Annotated in this window: 18 protein-coding genes; 4 read left to right on the top strand and 14 right to left on the bottom strand. The window is 55.3% G+C overall.

Annotated features, from left to right (window positions below):
* Positions 1–9: 9 nt before the first annotated feature.
* The gene (gene proB, locus C3406_RS00170; protein ID WP_103823956.1) at positions 10–1,113 is read right to left on the bottom strand and encodes a glutamate 5-kinase; all 1,104 of its coding nucleotides are present in this window, start codon (positions 1,111–1,113) and stop codon (positions 10–12) included.
* A 304-nt stretch (positions 1,114–1,417) separates the two neighbouring features.
* On the opposite strand from proB, the gene phoE reads away from it, so the two are divergent.
* Complete coding sequence (gene phoE / locus C3406_RS00165; protein WP_103823955.1) at positions 1,418–2,470, top strand: phosphoporin PhoE; 1,053 nt, start codon at positions 1,418–1,420, stop codon at positions 2,468–2,470.
* 62 nt (positions 2,471–2,532) lie between these two features.
* On the opposite strand, the gene crl is transcribed toward phoE, so the two are convergent.
* From crl to gpt, 3 genes are all read right to left on the bottom strand, one after another.
* Positions 2,533–2,934: a sigma factor-binding protein Crl gene (gene crl, locus C3406_RS00160; RefSeq protein ID WP_103823954.1), complete on the bottom strand. Its 402-nt coding sequence runs from the start codon at positions 2,932–2,934 to the stop codon at positions 2,533–2,535.
* Between the two features lie 57 nt (positions 2,935–2,991).
* Positions 2,992–4,236: an esterase FrsA gene (gene frsA / locus C3406_RS00155; protein ID WP_103823953.1), complete on the bottom strand. Its 1,245-nt coding sequence runs from the start codon at positions 4,234–4,236 to the stop codon at positions 2,992–2,994.
* 98 nt (positions 4,237–4,334) lie between these two features.
* Entirely contained in the window at positions 4,335–4,793 is a 459-nt protein-coding gene (gene gpt, locus C3406_RS00150; RefSeq protein ID WP_032616685.1) for a xanthine phosphoribosyltransferase, read from the bottom strand.
* A 260-nt stretch (positions 4,794–5,053) separates the two neighbouring features.
* On the opposite strand from gpt, the gene pepD reads away from it, so the two are divergent.
* On the top strand, positions 5,054–6,511 hold the full coding sequence (gene pepD, locus C3406_RS00145; RefSeq protein WP_103178385.1) for a cytosol nonspecific dipeptidase: 1,458 nt from the start codon (positions 5,054–5,056) through the stop codon (positions 6,509–6,511).
* Between the two features lie 139 nt (positions 6,512–6,650).
* Here the strand turns inward: pepD and dinB are convergent, their stop codons facing one another.
* The gene (gene dinB / locus C3406_RS00140; protein ID WP_103823952.1) at positions 6,651–7,709 is read right to left on the bottom strand and encodes a DNA polymerase IV; all 1,059 of its coding nucleotides are present in this window, start codon (positions 7,707–7,709) and stop codon (positions 6,651–6,653) included.
* A gap of 159 nt (positions 7,710–7,868) precedes the next feature.
* On the opposite strand from dinB, the gene C3406_RS00135 reads away from it, so the two are divergent.
* Positions 7,869–8,714, top strand: a complete 846-nt coding sequence (locus C3406_RS00135; RefSeq protein ID WP_103823951.1) for a glycerophosphodiester phosphodiesterase family protein — start codon at positions 7,869–7,871, stop codon at positions 8,712–8,714.
* Positions 8,715–8,744: 30 nt separating this feature from the next.
* On the opposite strand, the gene nqrM is transcribed toward C3406_RS00135, so the two are convergent.
* Genes nqrM through C3406_RS00100 form a run of 7 tightly spaced genes read right to left on the bottom strand, consistent with a single transcriptional unit; the run spans position 8,745 to position 14,801 of the window.
* The gene (nqrM, locus tag C3406_RS00130) at positions 8,745–8,960 is read right to left on the bottom strand and encodes a (Na+)-NQR maturation NqrM (RefSeq protein WP_199182738.1); all 216 of its coding nucleotides are present in this window, start codon (positions 8,958–8,960) and stop codon (positions 8,745–8,747) included.
* Entirely contained in the window at positions 8,960–10,183 is a 1,224-nt protein-coding gene (gene nqrF, locus C3406_RS00125) for an NADH:ubiquinone reductase (Na(+)-transporting) subunit F (RefSeq protein ID WP_103823949.1), read from the bottom strand. Before nqrF ends, nqrM begins: the two co-directional genes overlap by 1 nt.
* An 11-nt stretch (positions 10,184–10,194) precedes the next feature.
* Positions 10,195–10,791, bottom strand: a complete 597-nt coding sequence (nqrE, locus tag C3406_RS00120) for an NADH:ubiquinone reductase (Na(+)-transporting) subunit E (RefSeq protein WP_103823948.1) — start codon at positions 10,789–10,791, stop codon at positions 10,195–10,197.
* A gap of 6 nt (positions 10,792–10,797) precedes the next feature.
* Entirely contained in the window at positions 10,798–11,436 is a 639-nt protein-coding gene (locus tag C3406_RS00115; RefSeq protein ID WP_103823947.1) for an NADH:ubiquinone reductase (Na(+)-transporting) subunit D, read from the bottom strand.
* The gene (locus tag C3406_RS00110) at positions 11,429–12,223 is read right to left on the bottom strand and encodes a Na(+)-translocating NADH-quinone reductase subunit C (RefSeq protein ID WP_103823946.1); all 795 of its coding nucleotides are present in this window, start codon (positions 12,221–12,223) and stop codon (positions 11,429–11,431) included. The genes C3406_RS00115 and C3406_RS00110 overlap by 8 nt, the downstream gene beginning before the upstream one ends.
* Positions 12,216–13,454 (bottom strand): NADH:ubiquinone reductase (Na(+)-transporting) subunit B, encoded by a 1,239-nt coding sequence (locus tag C3406_RS00105; RefSeq protein WP_103823945.1) that lies wholly within the window; start codon positions 13,452–13,454, stop codon positions 12,216–12,218. The genes C3406_RS00110 and C3406_RS00105 overlap by 8 nt, the downstream gene beginning before the upstream one ends.
* A gap of 3 nt (positions 13,455–13,457) precedes the next feature.
* Entirely contained in the window at positions 13,458–14,801 is a 1,344-nt protein-coding gene (locus C3406_RS00100; RefSeq protein ID WP_103823944.1) for a Na(+)-translocating NADH-quinone reductase subunit A, read from the bottom strand.
* Between the two features lie 424 nt (positions 14,802–15,225).
* Here C3406_RS00100 and dpaA point away from each other — a divergent pair, with 424 nt between their 5' ends.
* The gene (gene dpaA / locus C3406_RS00095) at positions 15,226–15,966 is read left to right on the top strand and encodes a peptidoglycan meso-diaminopimelic acid protein amidase (protein ID WP_103178375.1); all 741 of its coding nucleotides are present in this window, start codon (positions 15,226–15,228) and stop codon (positions 15,964–15,966) included.
* On the opposite strand, the gene C3406_RS00090 is transcribed toward dpaA, so the two are convergent.
* Together C3406_RS00090 and lpcA are read right to left on the bottom strand one after the other, a co-directional pair.
* Entirely contained in the window at positions 15,937–16,704 is a 768-nt protein-coding gene (locus tag C3406_RS00090) for a class II glutamine amidotransferase (RefSeq protein ID WP_103823943.1), read from the bottom strand. The genes dpaA and C3406_RS00090 overlap by 30 nt on opposite strands.
* A 46-nt stretch (positions 16,705–16,750) precedes the next feature.
* Complete coding sequence (gene lpcA / locus C3406_RS00085) at positions 16,751–17,329, bottom strand: D-sedoheptulose 7-phosphate isomerase (RefSeq protein ID WP_103178373.1); 579 nt, start codon at positions 17,327–17,329, stop codon at positions 16,751–16,753.
* Positions 17,330–17,366: the final 37 nt, after the last annotated feature.

Below are 17,366 nucleotides of genomic sequence, written 5' to 3'. Positions count from 1 at the left end.
TCCTGCTCCTTAACGGGTGATCATATCGTCGCGATGGACAGCAACCGGGCCGTACTCATAGCCGAGAATGGCATCGATCTGCTGTGAATGGTGGCCTGCAATACGGCGCAGCGCGTCGCTGTTGTAGCGGCAAACGCCGTGGGCAATGTCGCGCCCTTCCAGATTGCAGATACGAATCACTTCACCACGGGAGAAGTTACCTGTCACGCTTTTAATTCCTTTTGGAAGCAATGAGCTGCCTCTTTCCAGAATAGCGGCGGTGGCGCCCTCATCCACGGTAAGCTGCCCGGCGGGTGGCGCGCCGAAGATCCAGCGTTTGCGGTTTTCCAGCGGCGTGGCTTCAGCATGGAAACGGGTGCCCACCGAAATGCCTTCCATCACATCGCCAATCACGCCCGGACGGCTGCCCGCGGCGATGATGGTGTCGATGCCCGCGCGGCAGGCCACATCGGCGGCCTGCAGTTTGGTCCCCATGCCGCCGGTGCCGAGGCCAGAGACGCTGTCGCCCGCGATGGCGCGCAGCGCATCGTCGATACCTTTTACATCGGTGATAAGTTCCGCCTGCGGGTTGGTACGCGGATCGGCGGTGAAGAGCCCCTGCTGGTCGGTCAGCAGCAGCAGCTTGTCTGCGCCTGCCAGAATGGCGGCCAGCGCCGAAAGGTTATCGTTATCGCCGACTTTGATTTCTGCGGTGGCGACCGCATCGTTTTCGTTAATGACCGGCACGATGTTGTTATCCAGCAGCGCGCGCAGGGTGTCGCGGGCGTTCAGGAAACGCTCCCGGTCTTCCATATCGGCGCGGGTCAACAGCATCTGCCCGACGTGAATGCCATAGATGGAGAACAGCTGTTCCCAGAGCTGAATCAGACGGCTTTGTCCTACCGCCGCCAGCAACTGCTTGGAGGCAATAGTGGCCGGGAGTTCGGGGTAACCCAGGTGCTCACGCCCGGCGGCAATCGCCCCGGAGGTGACAATCACAATACGGTGCCCTGCGGCGTGCAACTGTGCGCACTGGCGCACCAGTTCGACAATGTGGGCGCGATTAAGGCGGCGCGATCCGCCTGTTAACACACTGGTACCGAGTTTTACCACCAGCGTCTGGCTGTCACTCATGATTCTCTGCCATTCAACAATAAGGGAAATGATATCAATCAGACTTTTTATCAGGACTGGGGCCCGTTGCCAACCGCCATAACGCAGAGGTAACCACTTTGTTGCGCAGGATCAGGAAGCGTAGCGGCAGAATTTGACGGTTTTATTACTGAAATAAAAAAATACCCTTTTTTAAACTTATTCTGTATTTGTCATAAAACGTTCATTTCATCACGTTAAAACCCTTCCTGTTTTTTCACGGAACAAAAGCATGAGCTTACTGTTCAGCGAATATTAGCGCGTTTATAAGAAACCAGGATTGAAAATGAAAAAGAGTACTCTGGCATTAGTGGTAATGGGCGTTGTAGCAACTTCATCTGTACAGGCAGCCGAAGTGTTTAATAAAAACGGCAATAAACTGGACGTGTACGGAAAAGTGAAAGCGATGCGTTATATCAGTGATGATGATGCCAAAGATGGTGACCAGACTTATGTGCGTTTCGGCTTTAAGGGCGAAACTCAGATTAACGATCAGCTCACGGGTTATGGTCGCTGGGAAGCTGAGTTCTCCGGCAACAAAGCCGAAAGCGACTCTTCTCAGAAAACCCGTCTGGCCTTTGCCGGTATTAAGCTGAAGGATTTCGGCTCATTCGATTACGGTCGTAACCTCGGTGCGCTGTATGACGTTGAAGCCTGGACCGATATGTTCCCGGAATTCGGCGGCGACTCTTCTGCGCAGACCGACAACTTCATGACCAAGCGCTCCAGCGGCCTGGCAACTTACCGTAATACCGACTTCTTCGGCGCCATTGATGGCCTGGATCTGACCCTGCAATATCAGGGTAAAAACGAAGGCCGCGAAGCCAAAAAACAGAACGGCGACGGTTTCGGTACCGCTCTGACCTATGATTTCGGCGGCAGTGATTTCGCCATCAGCGGCGCCTACACCAACTCTGACCGTACCAATGCCCAGAATCTGCTGGCGCGCGGCGAAGGTAAAAAAGCCGAAGCCTGGGGTACCGGTCTGAAATATGACGCGAACAATATTTATCTGGCAACCATGTACACCGAAACGCGTAATATGACGCCAATCTCCGGTGGCTTTGCCAATAAAGCGCAAAACTTCGAAGCCGTTGCGCAATATCAGTTTGACTTTGGTCTGCGTCCATCCCTGGGTTATGTCCAGTCAAAAGGCAAGGATATTGAAGGCATCGGTGATGAAGATATCGTGAAATATATCGACGTCGGCGCGACCTATTATTTCAACAAAAATATGTCCGCGTTTGTTGATTATAAAATCAACCAGATTGATGACGATAATAAACTGGGCGTGAGCAGCGATGATATCGTCGCACTGGGTATGACCTACCAGTTCTGATTTATTCCGATAAAAAACCCGGCTAAGCGCCGGGTTTTTTTATTGTCTTTTTTACGCCGGGCTTATGCCGTCAGCTTCACCGGTTCATTGGTGAAATCATCAGCAGGCTCAAGTTTCAGTTCGAACGTTGCCAGCAGCGTACGGGCTTTTTCGTGGAATTCACGCAAGGTGTGCTCAAGGCGCTGGATCACTTCCGGATCCTTAATGGCCATCGCCTGCCAGTGACCCTCTTTATTGAACAGGCCAAACTGATAGTTGTAGGTGAAGCGTGACTCTTCTGCTTCCATTTCCATCCACCATCCCCAGAATTCGCGCTTCTCCGGCGCTGGCTTTACGTTAACGCAAACAGCCAGGCAATCGAAAAAGAAGCGATTCTCTTCGCACTGCTCTTCGCGGATGTAGGGGCCAAGAGCCATAAACTTCTTGATCATCCTACTTTTCGGATGTCCACTCGGTAACGTCATTGCGATCTCCTTTTGTGAAGCCACTGTTTTACCAAACCCAAAAAAATTAGCAATCTCTTAACTCAATCTCTGATGGATCCAGCGCGTGATCTGCTGCAGTGCTTTGTCAAAATTCTCATACACCGGGCTGAACGGCACCTCCAGCAGCTTGCCATCCACAGATGACGAGGTGATTAAGCGGGACTCCTCTTCCGGGCTGAAGGGATCGTTTTTCCAGAAGCCAGAGAGCATTGGCGTAGGGCAACGGCGTCCCAGCAGCCCCTGCATTTTCAAAGAGTAGCGGTTGAGCTCTACGCGCAGTGCCTCGTCCGAGGCATCGTGCATACCCAGCCGGCTGGCCAGCACATCAAGGTACATTTCCGGCACGCTGCCCTGCCGGGCTGGTTCACTTAACAGGGCGTGAACCACCGGCCCCAGACAGGCCACCGCCTTCAGCCGTGAAGATTCGAGATAGGCGAGACGGACAGCGACATTGGCGCCAAAGCGGAAACCAAACGCCGCTACGCGGGTGTGATCCACCCACGGGTTTTGCTCCAGCGCTTTCAGGGCATGCTGGTGGAGTAAGCTGGAATCCTGGGTCAGTTTCCATTTTGACGAGAAGCCAATAGAAGGCATGTCGAGGGTCAACATCGCCAGCCCTTTTGGTGCAAAGTAGCGCTCATACAGGCTGTAGTAATCGGTCTGCAGGGAGTCGAGGCCGCCGCACATCATCACCGTCGGGAAGGGACCGTCGCCCGCTGGCATATGCAGGAAGCCGGTGACCGCCGGGCCACCGGGGATGGTAAAGCTGATTTCGCGCATCCGGCCTGGCAGGTGCTGGGCCGCCTCCTGATAGGCGCGGTTTGCCAGCGCCTGGGCCTGCTCTGCCAGTTCATCGCCTTTCAGGTGCGGGTAAGCCGCAATGCTGTAGAGATTAGAGGCGTGCAGCCAGTGCTGGCCGCTTAACAGAGGATCCTCCTCCTGGCTCGCCTTTTGCTGCCAGATCATCGCCTGTTTTGCCCATTCGTAGATCCAGTTGCCGCCGCGATAGCCCACCACCGTGTCGTACAGTTCGCTGTCGGTGCGCTCGGCCTGGCTCATGACGATACGCGCCTGCACGTCGAGAATTTCGCGGGGATCGACACCGCGCCAGATCCACATCAGGCGGTTAACCATGCGATACCAGTGCGGGACATTTTTGCCATCCAGCGCCGACTGCACTGACGGCTGTACACCGCTGTTAAAACGACGAACCAGCGTCGACGTTTCGGGGTGCTTGAATTTGGGCTTGAAGAGAATTTCGCTGAGATTCGCCTGGGACATTGCGCGCTGCCTCTATAAATACGTCAGAGAGGGTCATTGTAACGCGCCAGTGGCGAAAACAATAACGCCCGGCATCACCGGGCGTTAAAAAATCTGGATTAGCGACCAGAAATAGGTGGGACGAATACGACGCCCATATCCCATGGCTGTTCGATCCAGGTATCCTGTGGGATATCAATGACATAATCGTCAACCAGCGGCTTACCGGCCGGTTTCGCGAAGATAGTGACGAAATGCGCTTTTGGATACATTTCGCGGATAGCCACTGCCGTACCGCCGGTATCAACCAGATCGTCAATCACGATGAAACCTTCACCATCGCCTTCAGCGCGTTTCAGCACTTTCAGCTCACGCTGGTTGTCATGGTCATAGCTGGAGATGCACACGGTATCGACATGACGAATACCCAGCTCACGTGCCAGCAGTGCCCCTGGTACCAGGCCGCCGCGGCTGACAGCGATGATGCCTTTCCACTGTTCGGATGGCATCAGGCGTGCAGCCAGTTTACGTGCATGAATCTGCAACATGTCCCAGGTGACGATGTATTTTTCGCTCATGTGAATTGTCCCAGCCTGTGTTTATACGGCTTAAAAAGTGTTCGAGGGGGAAAATGGTTGCGCGAGATTATAGAGATCTGAAGCACTAAAAACCAGTGCTAAGCGGTTACAGCGGGAGTTTTTACTTGCTTACCCCTACCAGCCGACAGAGAAAGTGGTATTCTCAAACCCACCTCGCAAGTCTGACTTGTGGTAACTCTAAACCTGCTAACCCCGTGACCTGCAAGATTGTCTGCAGGAGATCGACAAGGAGACTTACTGTGTCTGAACTGTCTCAACTATCGCCACAACCGCTGTGGGATATTTTTGCCAAAATTTGCTCCATTCCTCACCCTTCCTATCACGAAGAACAGCTTGCCGAACACATCATGGGCTGGGCGAAGGAAAAAGGGCTGCACGCCGAACGCGACCAGGTTGGCAACATTCTGATCCGCAAACCTGCCACTGCAGGCATGGAAAACCGTAAACCGGTTGTGCTGCAGGCGCACCTGGACATGGTGCCACAGAAGAACAACGACACCGTTCACGACTTCACCAAAGATCCGATTCAGCCTTACATCGACGGCGAGTGGGTTAAAGCCCGCGGCACCACCCTGGGTGCGGATAACGGCATCGGTATGGCCTCTGCGCTGGCGGTGCTGGCTGACGATAGCGTTGAGCATGGTCCGCTGGAAGTGCTACTGACCATGACCGAAGAAGCCGGTATGGATGGCGCGTTTGGTCTGCAACCGAACTGGCTGCAGGCGGATATCCTGATCAATACCGACTCCGAAGAGGAGGGCGAAATCTATATGGGTTGCGCAGGCGGTATCGATTTTATCTCCACGCTGCCACTGACCCGTGAAGCGATCCCGGCAGGGTTCCAGACCTTTAAGCTGACGCTGAAAGGGCTGAAAGGCGGCCACTCCGGCGGTGACATCCACTTAGGTTTAGGCAACGCCAACAAACTGCTGGCCCGTTTCCTGGCCGGTCATGCTGCCGAGCTGGATCTGCGTCTGGTGGATTTCAACGGCGGTACGCTGCGTAACGCTATCCCACGTGAAGCGTTCGCGACCGTGGCGGTTGCCGCAGACAAAGCCGATGCGCTGAAAAAGCTCTCCGCCGTTTATCTGGACATCCTGAAAAACGAACTGGACGCCAAAGAGAAGAACCTGACCGTGGTTCTGGAAGCGAGCACCAGCGATAAAGCCGCGCTGACTGAACAGTCCCGCGACCGCTTTGTTCAGCTGCTGAACGCCACGCCAAACGGCGTGATCCGCAACTCTGACGTGGCGAAAGGCGTGGTGGAAACCTCCCTGAACGTCGGTGTGGTGACCATGGCTGACGACAGCGCAGAGATCATCTGCCTGATCCGCTCCCTGATCGACAGTGGGAAAGATTACGTGGTGAGCATGCTGGAATCTCTGGGCAAACTCTCTGGCGCGCAGACCGTCGCCAAGGGCAGCTACCCGGGCTGGCAGCCAGATGCGAGCTCGCCGGTGATGGCGCTGGTGCGTGAAACCTATCAGCGTCTGTTCAACAGCACGCCGAACATTCAGGTGATCCACGCAGGTCTGGAGTGCGGTCTGTTCAAAAAACCGTACCCGGATATGGATATGGTGTCCATCGGACCAACCATTACCGGTCCGCACTCTCCGGATGAGCAGGTTCATATCGAAAGCGTGGGCCATTACTGGACCCTGCTGACGGAACTGCTGAAAGCGATCCCGGCGAAGTAATCAGCCAACTGATGCCCGGCGGCACTGCGTTTGCCGGGCCTACAAGGTCAACGTCGTTTGTCATTTGTAGGCCCGGTAAGCAAAGCGCCACCGGGCAGTAGTTTGTAGGCCCGGTAAGCGCGAGCGCCACCGGGCTTTTTTACAGCCCCAGCACCAGCTGCCGCTCCAGCTGTGGATCCAGCAGCGTGACATGTAATCCCACCAGTCGCACCCCGCGCCCTGCCCGACGCTCTTCCCAGGTTTTCTTCGCAGTGGCGATCAGATCGTCCTTATTGAGCCGCGGCCAGACGTGCTCCTGCGTGGTTTGCTGAAAGTCGTTGAACTTCAGTTTTACCCCCTGCCGGGCAATCAGCAGATCCGGTTTGACCTTCGCCAGCCGCCGTTCCAGTTCCGGATAAAGCTGTTCGACAATGATGGTTTCACAGGCTGCCCACTCGTGGATATCCTCCGCCAGGGTCCGTTCCACACCGACCGATTTACGCAGCCGCTCGCTGTTAACGTTGCGCTCGTCAATGCCCTGGCTTCTCTCCCAAAGTACCCGGCCAAACTTACCAAAGCGCTTAAGTAACATGCCCAGATCGCTGTTCTGCACATCCTCGCAGGTGCGCAGTCCCATCTTCTCCAGCTTTGCCGCAGAGACTTTACCCACGCCGGGGATCTTGCTGAGCGGTAGCGTTTTGATAAACGCCGGGACCTCGTCAGGGGTAATCACATACTGACCGTTGGGCTTATTGAGATCTGAGGCAATTTTGGCGAGAAATTTTACCGGGGCGACGCCCGCCGAGGCGGTGAGCTGCAGTTCAGCGAAAATCGTCTGGCGGATCTCCTGCGCCATCAGCGTGGCGGAGCCGTGACAGTGCAGGCTGTCGGTGACATCCAGATAGGCTTCATCCAGCGACAGCGGTTCAATCAGAGAGGTGTAGCGGGAAAAGATGTCGCGGATATGGCTGGAGGCTTCTTTGTAGGCATCGAAGCGTCCCGGTAATAAGGTGAGATGTGGGCAGAGTTTTAACGCCATAGCGGTTGGCATGGCGCTGCGCACGCCAAACTTACGCGCCGGATAGTTAGCAGTACTGATCACGCCACGCCGCTCGCGACTGCCGCCAATGGCAATGGGGATATCCCGCAGCGCCGGGTTATCCCGCATCTCCACCGCAGCAAAAAAACAGTCCATATCGACATGGATGATTTTGCGCATCGTCTTCACCACACCTGTAATTACATCCAGTATAACAAAGTACAAAAAATGCGTCAGCAGTTTTACTGTCTCACTTCTGTCATTAAATCGTGTTACAAGATAGAGCCAATAAACGCTTTAAATTCATCAAGTTAATGCATTTAAAATGGAAATTTATTCATGAAAAAGATGATTATCGCTTCACTGCTGATCGCCTCTAACGCCTGGGCTGACCCGCAGATTATTGCTCACCGCGGCGGAACCGCCGACGCGCCGGAGAATACGCTTCCGGCCATCGCGCTGGCGCTGGAAAATCATGCTCAGGCTATCTGGATAACCGTGCAGCTCAGCCGTGACGGCGTTCCCGTTCTGTATCGTCCCAGCGATTTGAGCGCGTTAACCCCCGCGAAGGGAAAAGTGTCCCAGTATACTCAGGCAGAGCTGGCGACATTTAACGCAGGTGCGAAATGGAAAGAGAATGTTACCGGCGCCACTATTCCAACGCTGAAAGCCGTGCTTGAACGCTGGCCTGAGACCCGCTTCTATATTGATATCAAATCCCCGGATGCCGATGCGGCCGAGATGGGCAAGCAATTGTTGACCGTGCTGAAAGAGACCAACAGCCTGAACCGCGTGCGCGTGTACTCTACCGAAGATCGCTATCTGGATGCGCTGCCTGCAGAAATACCGCGTTTTGTCACCCGCAGTGAAACGCGTACCCGGCTGGCAAACATCTCGCTGAACCACGTGTGCCAGGCCCCAGCAAAGACAATGGATGCATACTGGTATGGGCTGGAGCTGAACCGCAAGGTCGAGGTGGTGGAGAAATTTACCCTGGGAGAGGGGATCTCTCCGGCAACCCTGACATGGGACAAAGAGGCGATGGACTGTTTCCGCTCGCAGGGTAATGGTCATATTATCCTGCTGGGGGTAAATTCCGCCGAGGATTACCAGAAAGCAAAAGCGCTGGGGGCCGATGGGGTGATGGTCGATTCCCCAGCCCAGGCGCGGGAGTGGCTTAAATAAAAAATCAGGCCGCTTTATGCGGCCTGTTTATTAGAGGATCCGGTTTTGCTGGCACTGCGCCTCACGCGCCATACGCTTTTTACGCGCATCGCACGGCTCAGGGCAATCGCAAACTTTCTCCATACCCAGGGAAGAGATGCCACCACAGCTGCCCTGAATGCTTTTGCGCTTAATCAACCAGCCGAGGGACATGCCGAAGATCACCAGCACAAAAACGGCAAAGGTCAGCACGAAGGTCATCATCATCAGCCTCCAAAATCATCCAGCATGATGTTCTCATCTTCCACGCCCAGCTCCTGCAGCATTTTAATGACTGCGGCGTTCATCATCGGCGGACCACACATGTAGAATTCACAGTCTTCCGGCGCGGCATGGTGTTTCAGATAGTTTTCATACAGGACGTTATGAATAAAGCCGGTATAGCCGGTCCAGTTGTCTTCCGGCTGCGGATCGGAAAGCGCAATGTGGAAGGTAAAGTTCGGGTTATCCCGCGCAAGCTGTTCAAACTCATCCTGATAGAACATTTCGCGCAGCGAGCGGGCACCATACCAGAAGCTGATTTTACGCTTACTGCCGAGGCGCTTAAGCTGGTCGAAAATGTGCGAGCGCATCGGCGCCATGCCAGCGCCCCCGCCGATAAAGACCATTTCGGCGTCGGTATCTTTAGCAAAGAACTCACCAAACGGACCGGAGATAGTGACTTTATCTCCCGCTTTCAGCGACCAGATATAAGAAGACATGATCCCCGGTGGTGCGTCCGGCACGTTTGGTGGCGGCGTGGCAATACGCACGTTGAGCATGATGATGCCCTTCTCTTCCGGGTAGTTGGCCATTGAATAGGCGCGCAGCGTCGGCTCTTTGACCTCAGAGACAAAGCGAAACAGGTTGAATTTATCCCAGTCACCGCGGTACTTCTCAGGCACATCAAAATCTTTATACGCGACAGTATGTTCCGGGCACTCAATCTGAATGTAGCCGCCCGCACGGAACGGCACGTCTTCCCCGTCGGGAACCCGTAGTTTCAGCTCTTTAATAAAGGTGGCTTTGTTATCGTTAGAGATAACTTCACACTGCCACTTCTTAATGCCGAAGATCTCCTCCGGCAGCTCAATCTTCATGTTCTGGCGAACCGCCACCTGACAAGCCAGACGACAGCCCTCTTTCGCCTCGCGCTTGCTGATGTGCGACAGCTCGGTTGGCAGAATATCGCCGCCGCCCTCTTTGACGGTCACACGACATTGTCCGCATGAACCGCCGCCACCGCAGGCAGAGGAGATAAAAATGCCATTGCCAGAGAGGGTATTCAGCAGCTTGTCGCCCGCAGGCGTCAGGATCTGCTTATCTGCCTCATCGTTAATCTCAATGATCACATCGCCGGAATTGACCAGCTTTGAGCGCGCTACCAGAATCAGCCCCGAGAGCACCAGCACGATCAGCGTGAACATCACTACGCCAAGAATAATTTCCATAGATTTTGCCCTTACAGCTGCACACCGGAGAAGGACATAAAGCCCAGCGCCATCAGACCGGTGGTGATAAAGGTGATCCCTAAGCCGCGCAAACCAGCCGGCACGTTGGCATACTTCATTTTTTCGCGCAGGCCCGCCATCGTCACGATAGCCAGCATCCAGCCAATACCAGAGCCAAAGCCGTAGACCACCGACTCGCTGAAGTTGTAATCACGCTGAACCATGAACGACACACCCCCGAAGATGGCGCAGTTCACCGCAATCAGCGGCAGGAAGATGCCCAGCGCCGTGTAAAGTGATGGGAAGTATTTATCGAGGATCATCTCGAGGATCTGCACTAACGCCGCAATCACACCTATGAAGGTGATGAAGTTGAGGAAGCTCAGATCAACGCCCTCAACCAGCGCCCCATCGCGTAGCACCAGGTTAAATACCAGGTTGTTGATCGGGACCGACAGCCCCAGCACCACCGTGACGGCAATGCCCAGCCCGAAGGCGGTCGATACCTTTTTGGAGACCGCGAGGAAAGTACACATCCCGAGGAAAAATGCGAGCGCCATGTTTTCGACAAACACCGCGCGCACAAACAAGCTAATGTAGTGAGCCATTGTCGGTTACTCCTTTTCCTGCTGCTCAGGACGCCAGGTTCTCACCGCCCAGATCAGCAAACCGATAATGAAGAACGCGCTGGGGGCCAGCAGGAACAGGCCGTTTGGCAGATACCAGCCACCGTTTTGAACCGTCTCAAGGACCGGGATACCAAACAGTTTGCCGCTGCCGATCAGCTCGCGCAGGAAACCGACCGTCAGCAGGATCACGCCATAGCCAAGACCGTTACCGATACCGTCCATAAAGCTGGCCAGCGGCGGCATTTTCATCGCATAGGCTTCTGCACGTCCCATCACGATGCAGTTGGTGATGATCAGGCCAACAAAGACCGACAGCTGTTTTGAGATTTCGTAGGCAAATGCCCGCAGCAGCTGATCCACTACAATTACCAGCGAGGCGATGATCGCCATCTGCACGATGATGCGCACGCTGTTGGGGATGTGGTGGCGGATCATTGAGATGAACATGCTGGAAAACGCCGTCACCAGCGTCACGGCCAAGGTCATCACCACGGCGGTCTCCAGTTTTGTGGTAACCGCCAGCGCCGAACAGACTCCCAGCACCTGCAGGGTAATCGGGTTGTTGGCGATGAGCGGCCCAATAAGCACCCGTTTAACTTCTTTCAGTTCGCCCACATCAGCCATTGTTCAGCTCTCCTTCACGTACCTTTTTAAGAAAAGGACCAAAACCCATCTCGCCCATCCAGAAATCAAAGCTATGCTGCACACCGTTTGAGGTCAGCGTAGCACCCGACAGGCCATCGACGGCGTACTCATCACCCGGACGTGCGCCCCCTTTCACCACTTTCAGCGCTGGCTGGCCGTTATCATCCAGCACTTTTTTGCCGACAAACTGCGCCCGCCAGGCTGGGTTTTCTACTTCGCCGCCCAGCCCCGGGGTTTCGCCCTGATCGTAGTAGGTGATGCCCTTGACGGTGCGTCCATCGGTGTTGAGAGCCACGAAGGCATACATCATCGACCACAGACCATTGCCATAGACCGGCAGAACCAGCTCCTGAACACGGTTTTGTTCATCGCGCACCAGGTAAATTTCCGCCGTATTGCTGCGGCGTTTAATGCCTGCCGGGTCCTGGCTGGCGTCCAGTTCGGTGCTGCGCTGCGGATCTTTCAGCGCCTGGGCCTGATTGTAAGTGGACGGATCGGTCTCCAGCAGCTCGCCAGTATTGAGATCCACCAGACGTGGCGTGATGCGTGAAGCGAAGGTCTGCGCCACATCCTCAGCGCTCATTTCGCCGTTCATCAGCCCGGCGACGGCCAGAATGTTACGTTGTTTATCCAGGGCACGTTGCTCCTGCTGACGGGACTTAAGGCCCACCGCAGATCCTGCAACCACAATGGAGCAGACCAGGCAAAGCACCACCACCACCATCAGCGTCTTGCCGATAGTGTCATTATTTTTAATCTCAGCCACGCGCCTTCCTCCGTTTGATGTTGGCACGCACCACCAGGTAATCGAACAGCGGCGCAAACAGGTTGGCGAACAGGATCGCCAGCATCATCCCTTCCGGATAGGCCGGGTTCACCACGCGGATAAGGACGCACATCGCACCAATAAGCGCCCCGTAATACCACTTTCCTTTATTGGTAAAGGACGCAGAAACCGGGTCTGTCGCCATAAACATCATGCCGAAGGCGAACCCGCCCAGCACCAGATGCCAGTACCACGGCATGGCGAACATTGGATTCGTCGCCGAACCAATCAGGTTGAACAGCGTCGCGGTGAGGATCATGCCAAGCATGACGCCTGCCACGATGCGCCAGGAGGCGACACGGCCAAAGAGAATGATGGCCCCGCCAATCAGGATCATCAGCGTGGAGACTTCGCCGACTGATCCCGGAATGGTACCGATAAAGGCATCGAACCAGCTAACCGGCTGTCCGGTGGCGTTGTTGACCAGCGCCTCACCGCCGCGAGCGGCCCACTGGGAGAGTGGCGTTGCGCCGGAAAAGCCGTCCGCCGCGGTCCAGACCAGATCGCCGGAGATTTGCGCCGGATAAGCAAAGAACAGGAACGCGCGCCCGGCGAGGGCCGGGTTAAGGAAGTTGCGCCCGGTACCGCCGAAGATCTCCTTCGCCATCACCACACCAAAGGTGATCCCCAGCGCCGCCTGCCACAGTGGCAACGTCGGTGGCACAATCAGGGCAAACAGAATGGAGGTGACAAAGAAACCTTCGTTGATTTCGTGTTTGCGCACGATGGCAAACAGCACTTCCCAGAAGCCGCCGACCAGAAAGACCGTCATGTAAATGGGCAGGAAGTAGACCGCCCCCAGCGTCATCATGCTGATCCAGCCGGCATCAGGCGCAAAGCTCACGCCCAGCATCTGCGCCACCCGGTAGTGCCAGTCGCCAGCGATGACCTGCTGAAGCTGCTGCGTATCGTACAGATGGTTAAGCGCGGGAATGGTTTGCAGACCGACGTTGTACATGCCCCAGAACATCGCCGGGAACACAGCGAACCAGACGAGGATCATCATACGTTTGAGATCAATGGCGTCGCGCACGTGCGCGGCCCCTTTCGTCACCTGCCCTTGCGTATACAGGAGCGTCGCGGTCGCTTCAAACAGCGGGTAGTACTTTTCCAGCTTGCCGCCGTGGGTAAAATGCGGCTCCAGTTTTTCAATGAGATGTTTCAGGCCCATCAGTTATCCTTCCTGCTCAATGCGGGTTAACACCTCGCGCAACACCGGTCCGTATTCATATTTGCCGGGGCAAACGTAGGTGCAGAGCGCCAGATCTTCTTCATCCAGCTCCAGGCAGCCCAACGCCTGAGCTCCGTCAGTATCACCCGCCAGCAGATCGCGCAGCAGCACGGTCGGCAGGATGTCGAGCGGCATCACCCGTTCGTAGTTGCCGATAGGCACCATCGCCCGTTCGCCGCCGTTGGTATCGGTGGAGAAGTTGAACAGCTTGTTACGCAGGAAATGGCCCAGCGTCGTACGGGTAATGGAGAACTTCTCTTTGCCCGGCATCACCCAGCCAAAGAGCTCTTTCTCACGCCCTTCCTTCACCACGCTGACCTGCAAATGGAAGCGCCCGAGGTACGCCTGCACCCCGACGGCATGTCTGCCGCTCAGCACAGAACCCGAAATATGACGGTTTTCACCTTCCAGGGTTTCGTCCACCAGCAGCTCGTTGATATCTGCGCCCAGGCAGGTACGTACCAGACGCGGATTGCGCATCTGCGGGCCGCCCAGGGCGATAACCCGCTCGGTGCAAAGCTGGCCGGTAGTAAACAGCTTGCCGATAGCGATAACGTCCTGGTAGTTCAGATGCCAGACTTGTTTGGTCAGGCTGACCGCCTCCAGGAAATGGATGTGCGTACCCACAAGCCCTGCCGGATGCGGCCCGGCAAAGGTATTAAAGGTGACTTGCCCCTGCGGGTGTCCGCCCAGTTTGCCGCCGCTTGCCTGGCAGACATGCACCTTGCCCTCCGTCAGACGCGTGAGCAGGGTCAGCCCGGCATCAAATGCCTGACGCTGCGCCAGAATGAGCGGCTGCGGGTCGGCGCAGAGCGGGTTGGTGTCCATGGCGGTGACAAAAATGGCTGCCGGGACGGTGCCGGGCACCGGGGTTTTGCTGAAGGGGCGGGTACGAAATGCCGTCCACAGTCCCGACTCCAGCAGTTGAGATTGCACAGCCTCACGGGTGAGGGTGGCGAGCGCCGTCGCATCGTGACGGGTAAATTCGCGCTCACCCTCCCCTTCGATGCGGATTACCACCGATTGTAATACCCGGCGTTCGCCACGATTGATGGCGACCACCGTCCCGCTGGCGGGTGCGGTAAAGAAGACCCCAGGATTTTTTTTGTCCTCGAATAGCGGCTGCCCCTTGATGACGCTGTCGCCTTCCTGTACCAGCATCGTGGGGCGCATGCCCACGTAATCGTCCCCCAGAAGCGCAACATGGCGAGGCATCGGACCGGGCGAAATCTGCTGATCGGGAATGCCAGAAATCGGCAAATCAAGTCCTTTTCTGATTCTAATCATAGTGTTAGTTGTTATCCATGAAAAATCGTTCCGGCCAGGTAGCCGGACGAGTCAGAAGTCGTTTCACAGGAGAAGAAAGGCGGTGAATGCTCACTCATATTACTTGCAGGATCGTGGCTGACCCTGAGAAAAGCATCCTTTCTTCACCTTCGGTCGTAAGACGCGGGGAGTGTACCATTTCTGCCAATCAGGCGGCAGCGATAACGCAGCGGCGGGTGCTAAAATGCGACCGATTACGCAAAGTTCTCAATGCCAGCACGGCCAATCCAGGTTATAAGGAAAACTATTTTGTAAACCGACGCGCTGGCGCTTGCGAAAAAATGCAGTGGTGCTAATGTGAGCGCTCCTAATGCAGATTAATCTGATTTCGGGTCTCTTTTGCCGTCCTGGCAAGTTGGTTAGGTTTTATCAAGGAACATGTAGTATGCGTAAAATCGCATTGTTCATTGCGATGCTTCTTATTCCGTGCGTTTCGTTTGCCGGGCTGCTCAGCAGCAACAGCTCAACAACGCCGATTAGCAAAGAATACAAACAGCAGTTGATGGGCTCTCCGGTCTATATCCAGATCTATAAGGAAGAGCGCACGTTAGACCTGTTCGTGAAGATGGGTGAGACGTATCAGCTGCTCGACAGCTATAAAATCTGCAACTACTCCGGCGGCCTTGGCCCGAAACAGCGTCAGGGCGATTTCAAAAGCCCGGAGGGGTTCTACAGCGTTCAGCGTAACCAGTTAAAACCTGACAGCCGCTTCTATAAAGCGATCAACATCGGTTTCCCGAATGCCTTTGACCGTGCGCACGGCTATGACGGTAAATATCTGATGATTCATGGTGCCTGTGTGTCAGTGGGTTGCTACGCCATGACCGACAGCGGTATTGATGAGATCTTCCAGTTTGTAACCGGCGCGTTGGTCTTTGGCCAGTCTGCGGTACAGGTTAGCATCTATCCGTTCCGCATGACCGATGCCAATATGCAGCGTCACAAGAGCTCATACTACGCCGATTTCTGGAAACAGCTGAAGCCGGGTTATGACTACTTCCAGCAGACGCACAAGCCGCCGACCGTTTCGGTGGTAGATGGACGTTACGTGGTCAGCAAGCCGCTGAGCCACGAAGTCGTCCAGCCACAGCTGGCGTCAAACTACGCGCTCCCCCAGACAAAATAAGATCCACTCGCCTGGCATGATTCTTTGCCAGGCTTCATTGCCCGTCAGCGGCTGAGTGGCGATGACCGTGACCACATCGTTGGGTGTGGTTTCGGTCTGAAAATCGATTTCCACATCCTGATCCAGCAGTTTTGCCACGCCGAACGGCGCCCGCCGGGTGATCCAGAACAGGTTCGTCGAACAGAACGCCATCACATACCGCCCGTCCGACAGCAGCATATTAAAGACCCCTTTCTCCCGCAGCTCCGTCGCCAGCGAGGCCACGTATTTAAAGACCGCGGTCATGTTGCCTGGCGTACGTGGGTAGCGTTCAGTCAGCTTATGCAGCAACCAGCAAAAGGCCTTTTCGCTGTCAGTTTCGCCCACCGGGCGGAAGTTGCCCGTTTCAAGCGACTTATAGCCGCTCAGCTGGCCGTTATGGGCGTAAGTCCAGTTGCGTCCCCACAGCTCACGGGTAAACGGATGGGTATTTTCCAGCGCCACTTCACCGCGGTTGGCCTGGCGAATATGCGCCACCACCGAGCAGGATTTAATCGGATAGTCCTGCACCAGTTTGGCAATAGGGGAATTGAAGCTGGGTTGTGGGTCCTTGAACGTGCGACAGCCTTTTCCTTCATAGAAGGTGATACCCCAGCCGTCTTTATGCGGCCCGGTTCCTCCACCGCGCTGTACCAGCCCGGTGAAACTAAAGCAGATATCGGTTGGCACATTGGCGCTCATCCCGAGCAGTTCGCACATATCTCACCTCCACAACAGCGGGGGGCATTCACCCCCCAGCGAAGTCTTACTTAACCATCTCTTTTTCAATCAGCTGGATCAGGATATGGATCACTTTGATGTGAATTTCCTGAATACGGTCAGCGTAACCGAAGTGAGGCACTCGAATTTCGATATCTGCGGTGCCTGCCATTTTGCCGCCATCTTTGCCGGTGAGGGTGATGACTTTCATCCCCTTCTCACGCGCCGCTTCAATGGCTTTAATGACGTTGCCGGAGTTGCCGGAGGTGGAGATCCCCAGCAGGACATCCCCTTCACGCCCTACCGCTTCAACATAGCGGGAGAAAACATAATCGTAACCAAAGTCGTTGCTCACGCAGGAGATGTGGCTGACGTCAGAGATCGCGATCGCCGGGTAGCCCGGACGGTTTTCACGATAACGCCCCGTCAGCTCTTCGGCAAAGTGCATGGCATCACAATGTGAACCACCATTGCCGCAGGAGAGCACTTTACCGCCCGCTTTAAAGCTGTCGGCCAGCAGGACCGCCGCGCGCTGAATAGCGTGGATATTGGCTTCATCTTTCAGAAAGTTGGCCAGCGTTTCCGCCGCTTCGTTCAGTTCGTTACGAATAAGATCCTGGTACATGAGGATAATCCTTCAGTATTGATGAAATAACAGAGCA

The organism is Leclercia sp. LSNIH8 (assembly GCF_002920195.1).
Taxonomy (GTDB): domain Bacteria; phylum Pseudomonadota; class Gammaproteobacteria; order Enterobacterales; family Enterobacteriaceae; genus Enterobacter.
Note: the sequence above shows the minus strand (reverse complement) of the source record. Positions and strands in the feature narration are given on the sequence as shown.

Excerpts from the sequence above, each read along its gene's own strand:
- C3406_RS00105 (WP_103823945.1), bottom strand. The coding sequence starts at position 13,454 with ATGGGCCTGAAACATCTCATTGAAAAACTGGAGCCGCATTTTACCCAC.
- C3406_RS00115 (WP_103823947.1), bottom strand. The coding sequence starts at position 11,436 with ATGGCTGATGTGGGCGAACTGAAAGAAGTTAAACGGGTGCTTATTGGG.
- C3406_RS00100 (WP_103823944.1), bottom strand. The coding sequence starts at position 14,801 with ATGATTAGAATCAGAAAAGGACTTGATTTGCCGATTTCTGGCATTCCC.
- C3406_RS00135 (WP_103823951.1), top strand. The coding sequence starts at position 7,869 with ATGAAAAAGATGATTATCGCTTCACTGCTGATCGCCTCTAACGCCTGG.
- dpaA (WP_103178375.1), top strand. The coding sequence starts at position 15,226 with ATGCGTAAAATCGCATTGTTCATTGCGATGCTTCTTATTCCGTGCGTT.
- frsA (WP_103823953.1), bottom strand. The coding sequence starts at position 4,236 with ATGTCCCAGGCGAATCTCAGCGAAATTCTCTTCAAGCCCAAATTCAAG.
- phoE (WP_103823955.1), top strand. The coding sequence starts at position 1,418 with ATGAAAAAGAGTACTCTGGCATTAGTGGTAATGGGCGTTGTAGCAACT.
- nqrE (WP_103823948.1), bottom strand. The coding sequence starts at position 10,791 with ATGGCTCACTACATTAGCTTGTTTGTGCGCGCGGTGTTTGTCGAAAAC.
- crl (WP_103823954.1), bottom strand. The coding sequence starts at position 2,934 with ATGACGTTACCGAGTGGACATCCGAAAAGTAGGATGATCAAGAAGTTT.
- proB (WP_103823956.1), bottom strand. The coding sequence starts at position 1,113 with ATGAGTGACAGCCAGACGCTGGTGGTAAAACTCGGTACCAGTGTGTTA.
- dinB (WP_103823952.1), bottom strand. The coding sequence starts at position 7,709 with ATGCGCAAAATCATCCATGTCGATATGGACTGTTTTTTTGCTGCGGTG.
- lpcA (WP_103178373.1), bottom strand. The coding sequence starts at position 17,329 with ATGTACCAGGATCTTATTCGTAACGAACTGAACGAAGCGGCGGAAACG.
- nqrF (WP_103823949.1), bottom strand. The coding sequence starts at position 10,183 with ATGGAAATTATTCTTGGCGTAGTGATGTTCACGCTGATCGTGCTGGTG.
- gpt (WP_032616685.1), bottom strand. The coding sequence starts at position 4,793 with ATGAGCGAAAAATACATCGTCACCTGGGACATGTTGCAGATTCATGCA.
- C3406_RS00090 (WP_103823943.1), bottom strand. The coding sequence starts at position 16,704 with ATGTGCGAACTGCTCGGGATGAGCGCCAATGTGCCAACCGATATCTGC.
- nqrM (WP_199182738.1), bottom strand. The coding sequence starts at position 8,960 with ATGATGATGACCTTCGTGCTGACCTTTGCCGTTTTTGTGCTGGTGATC.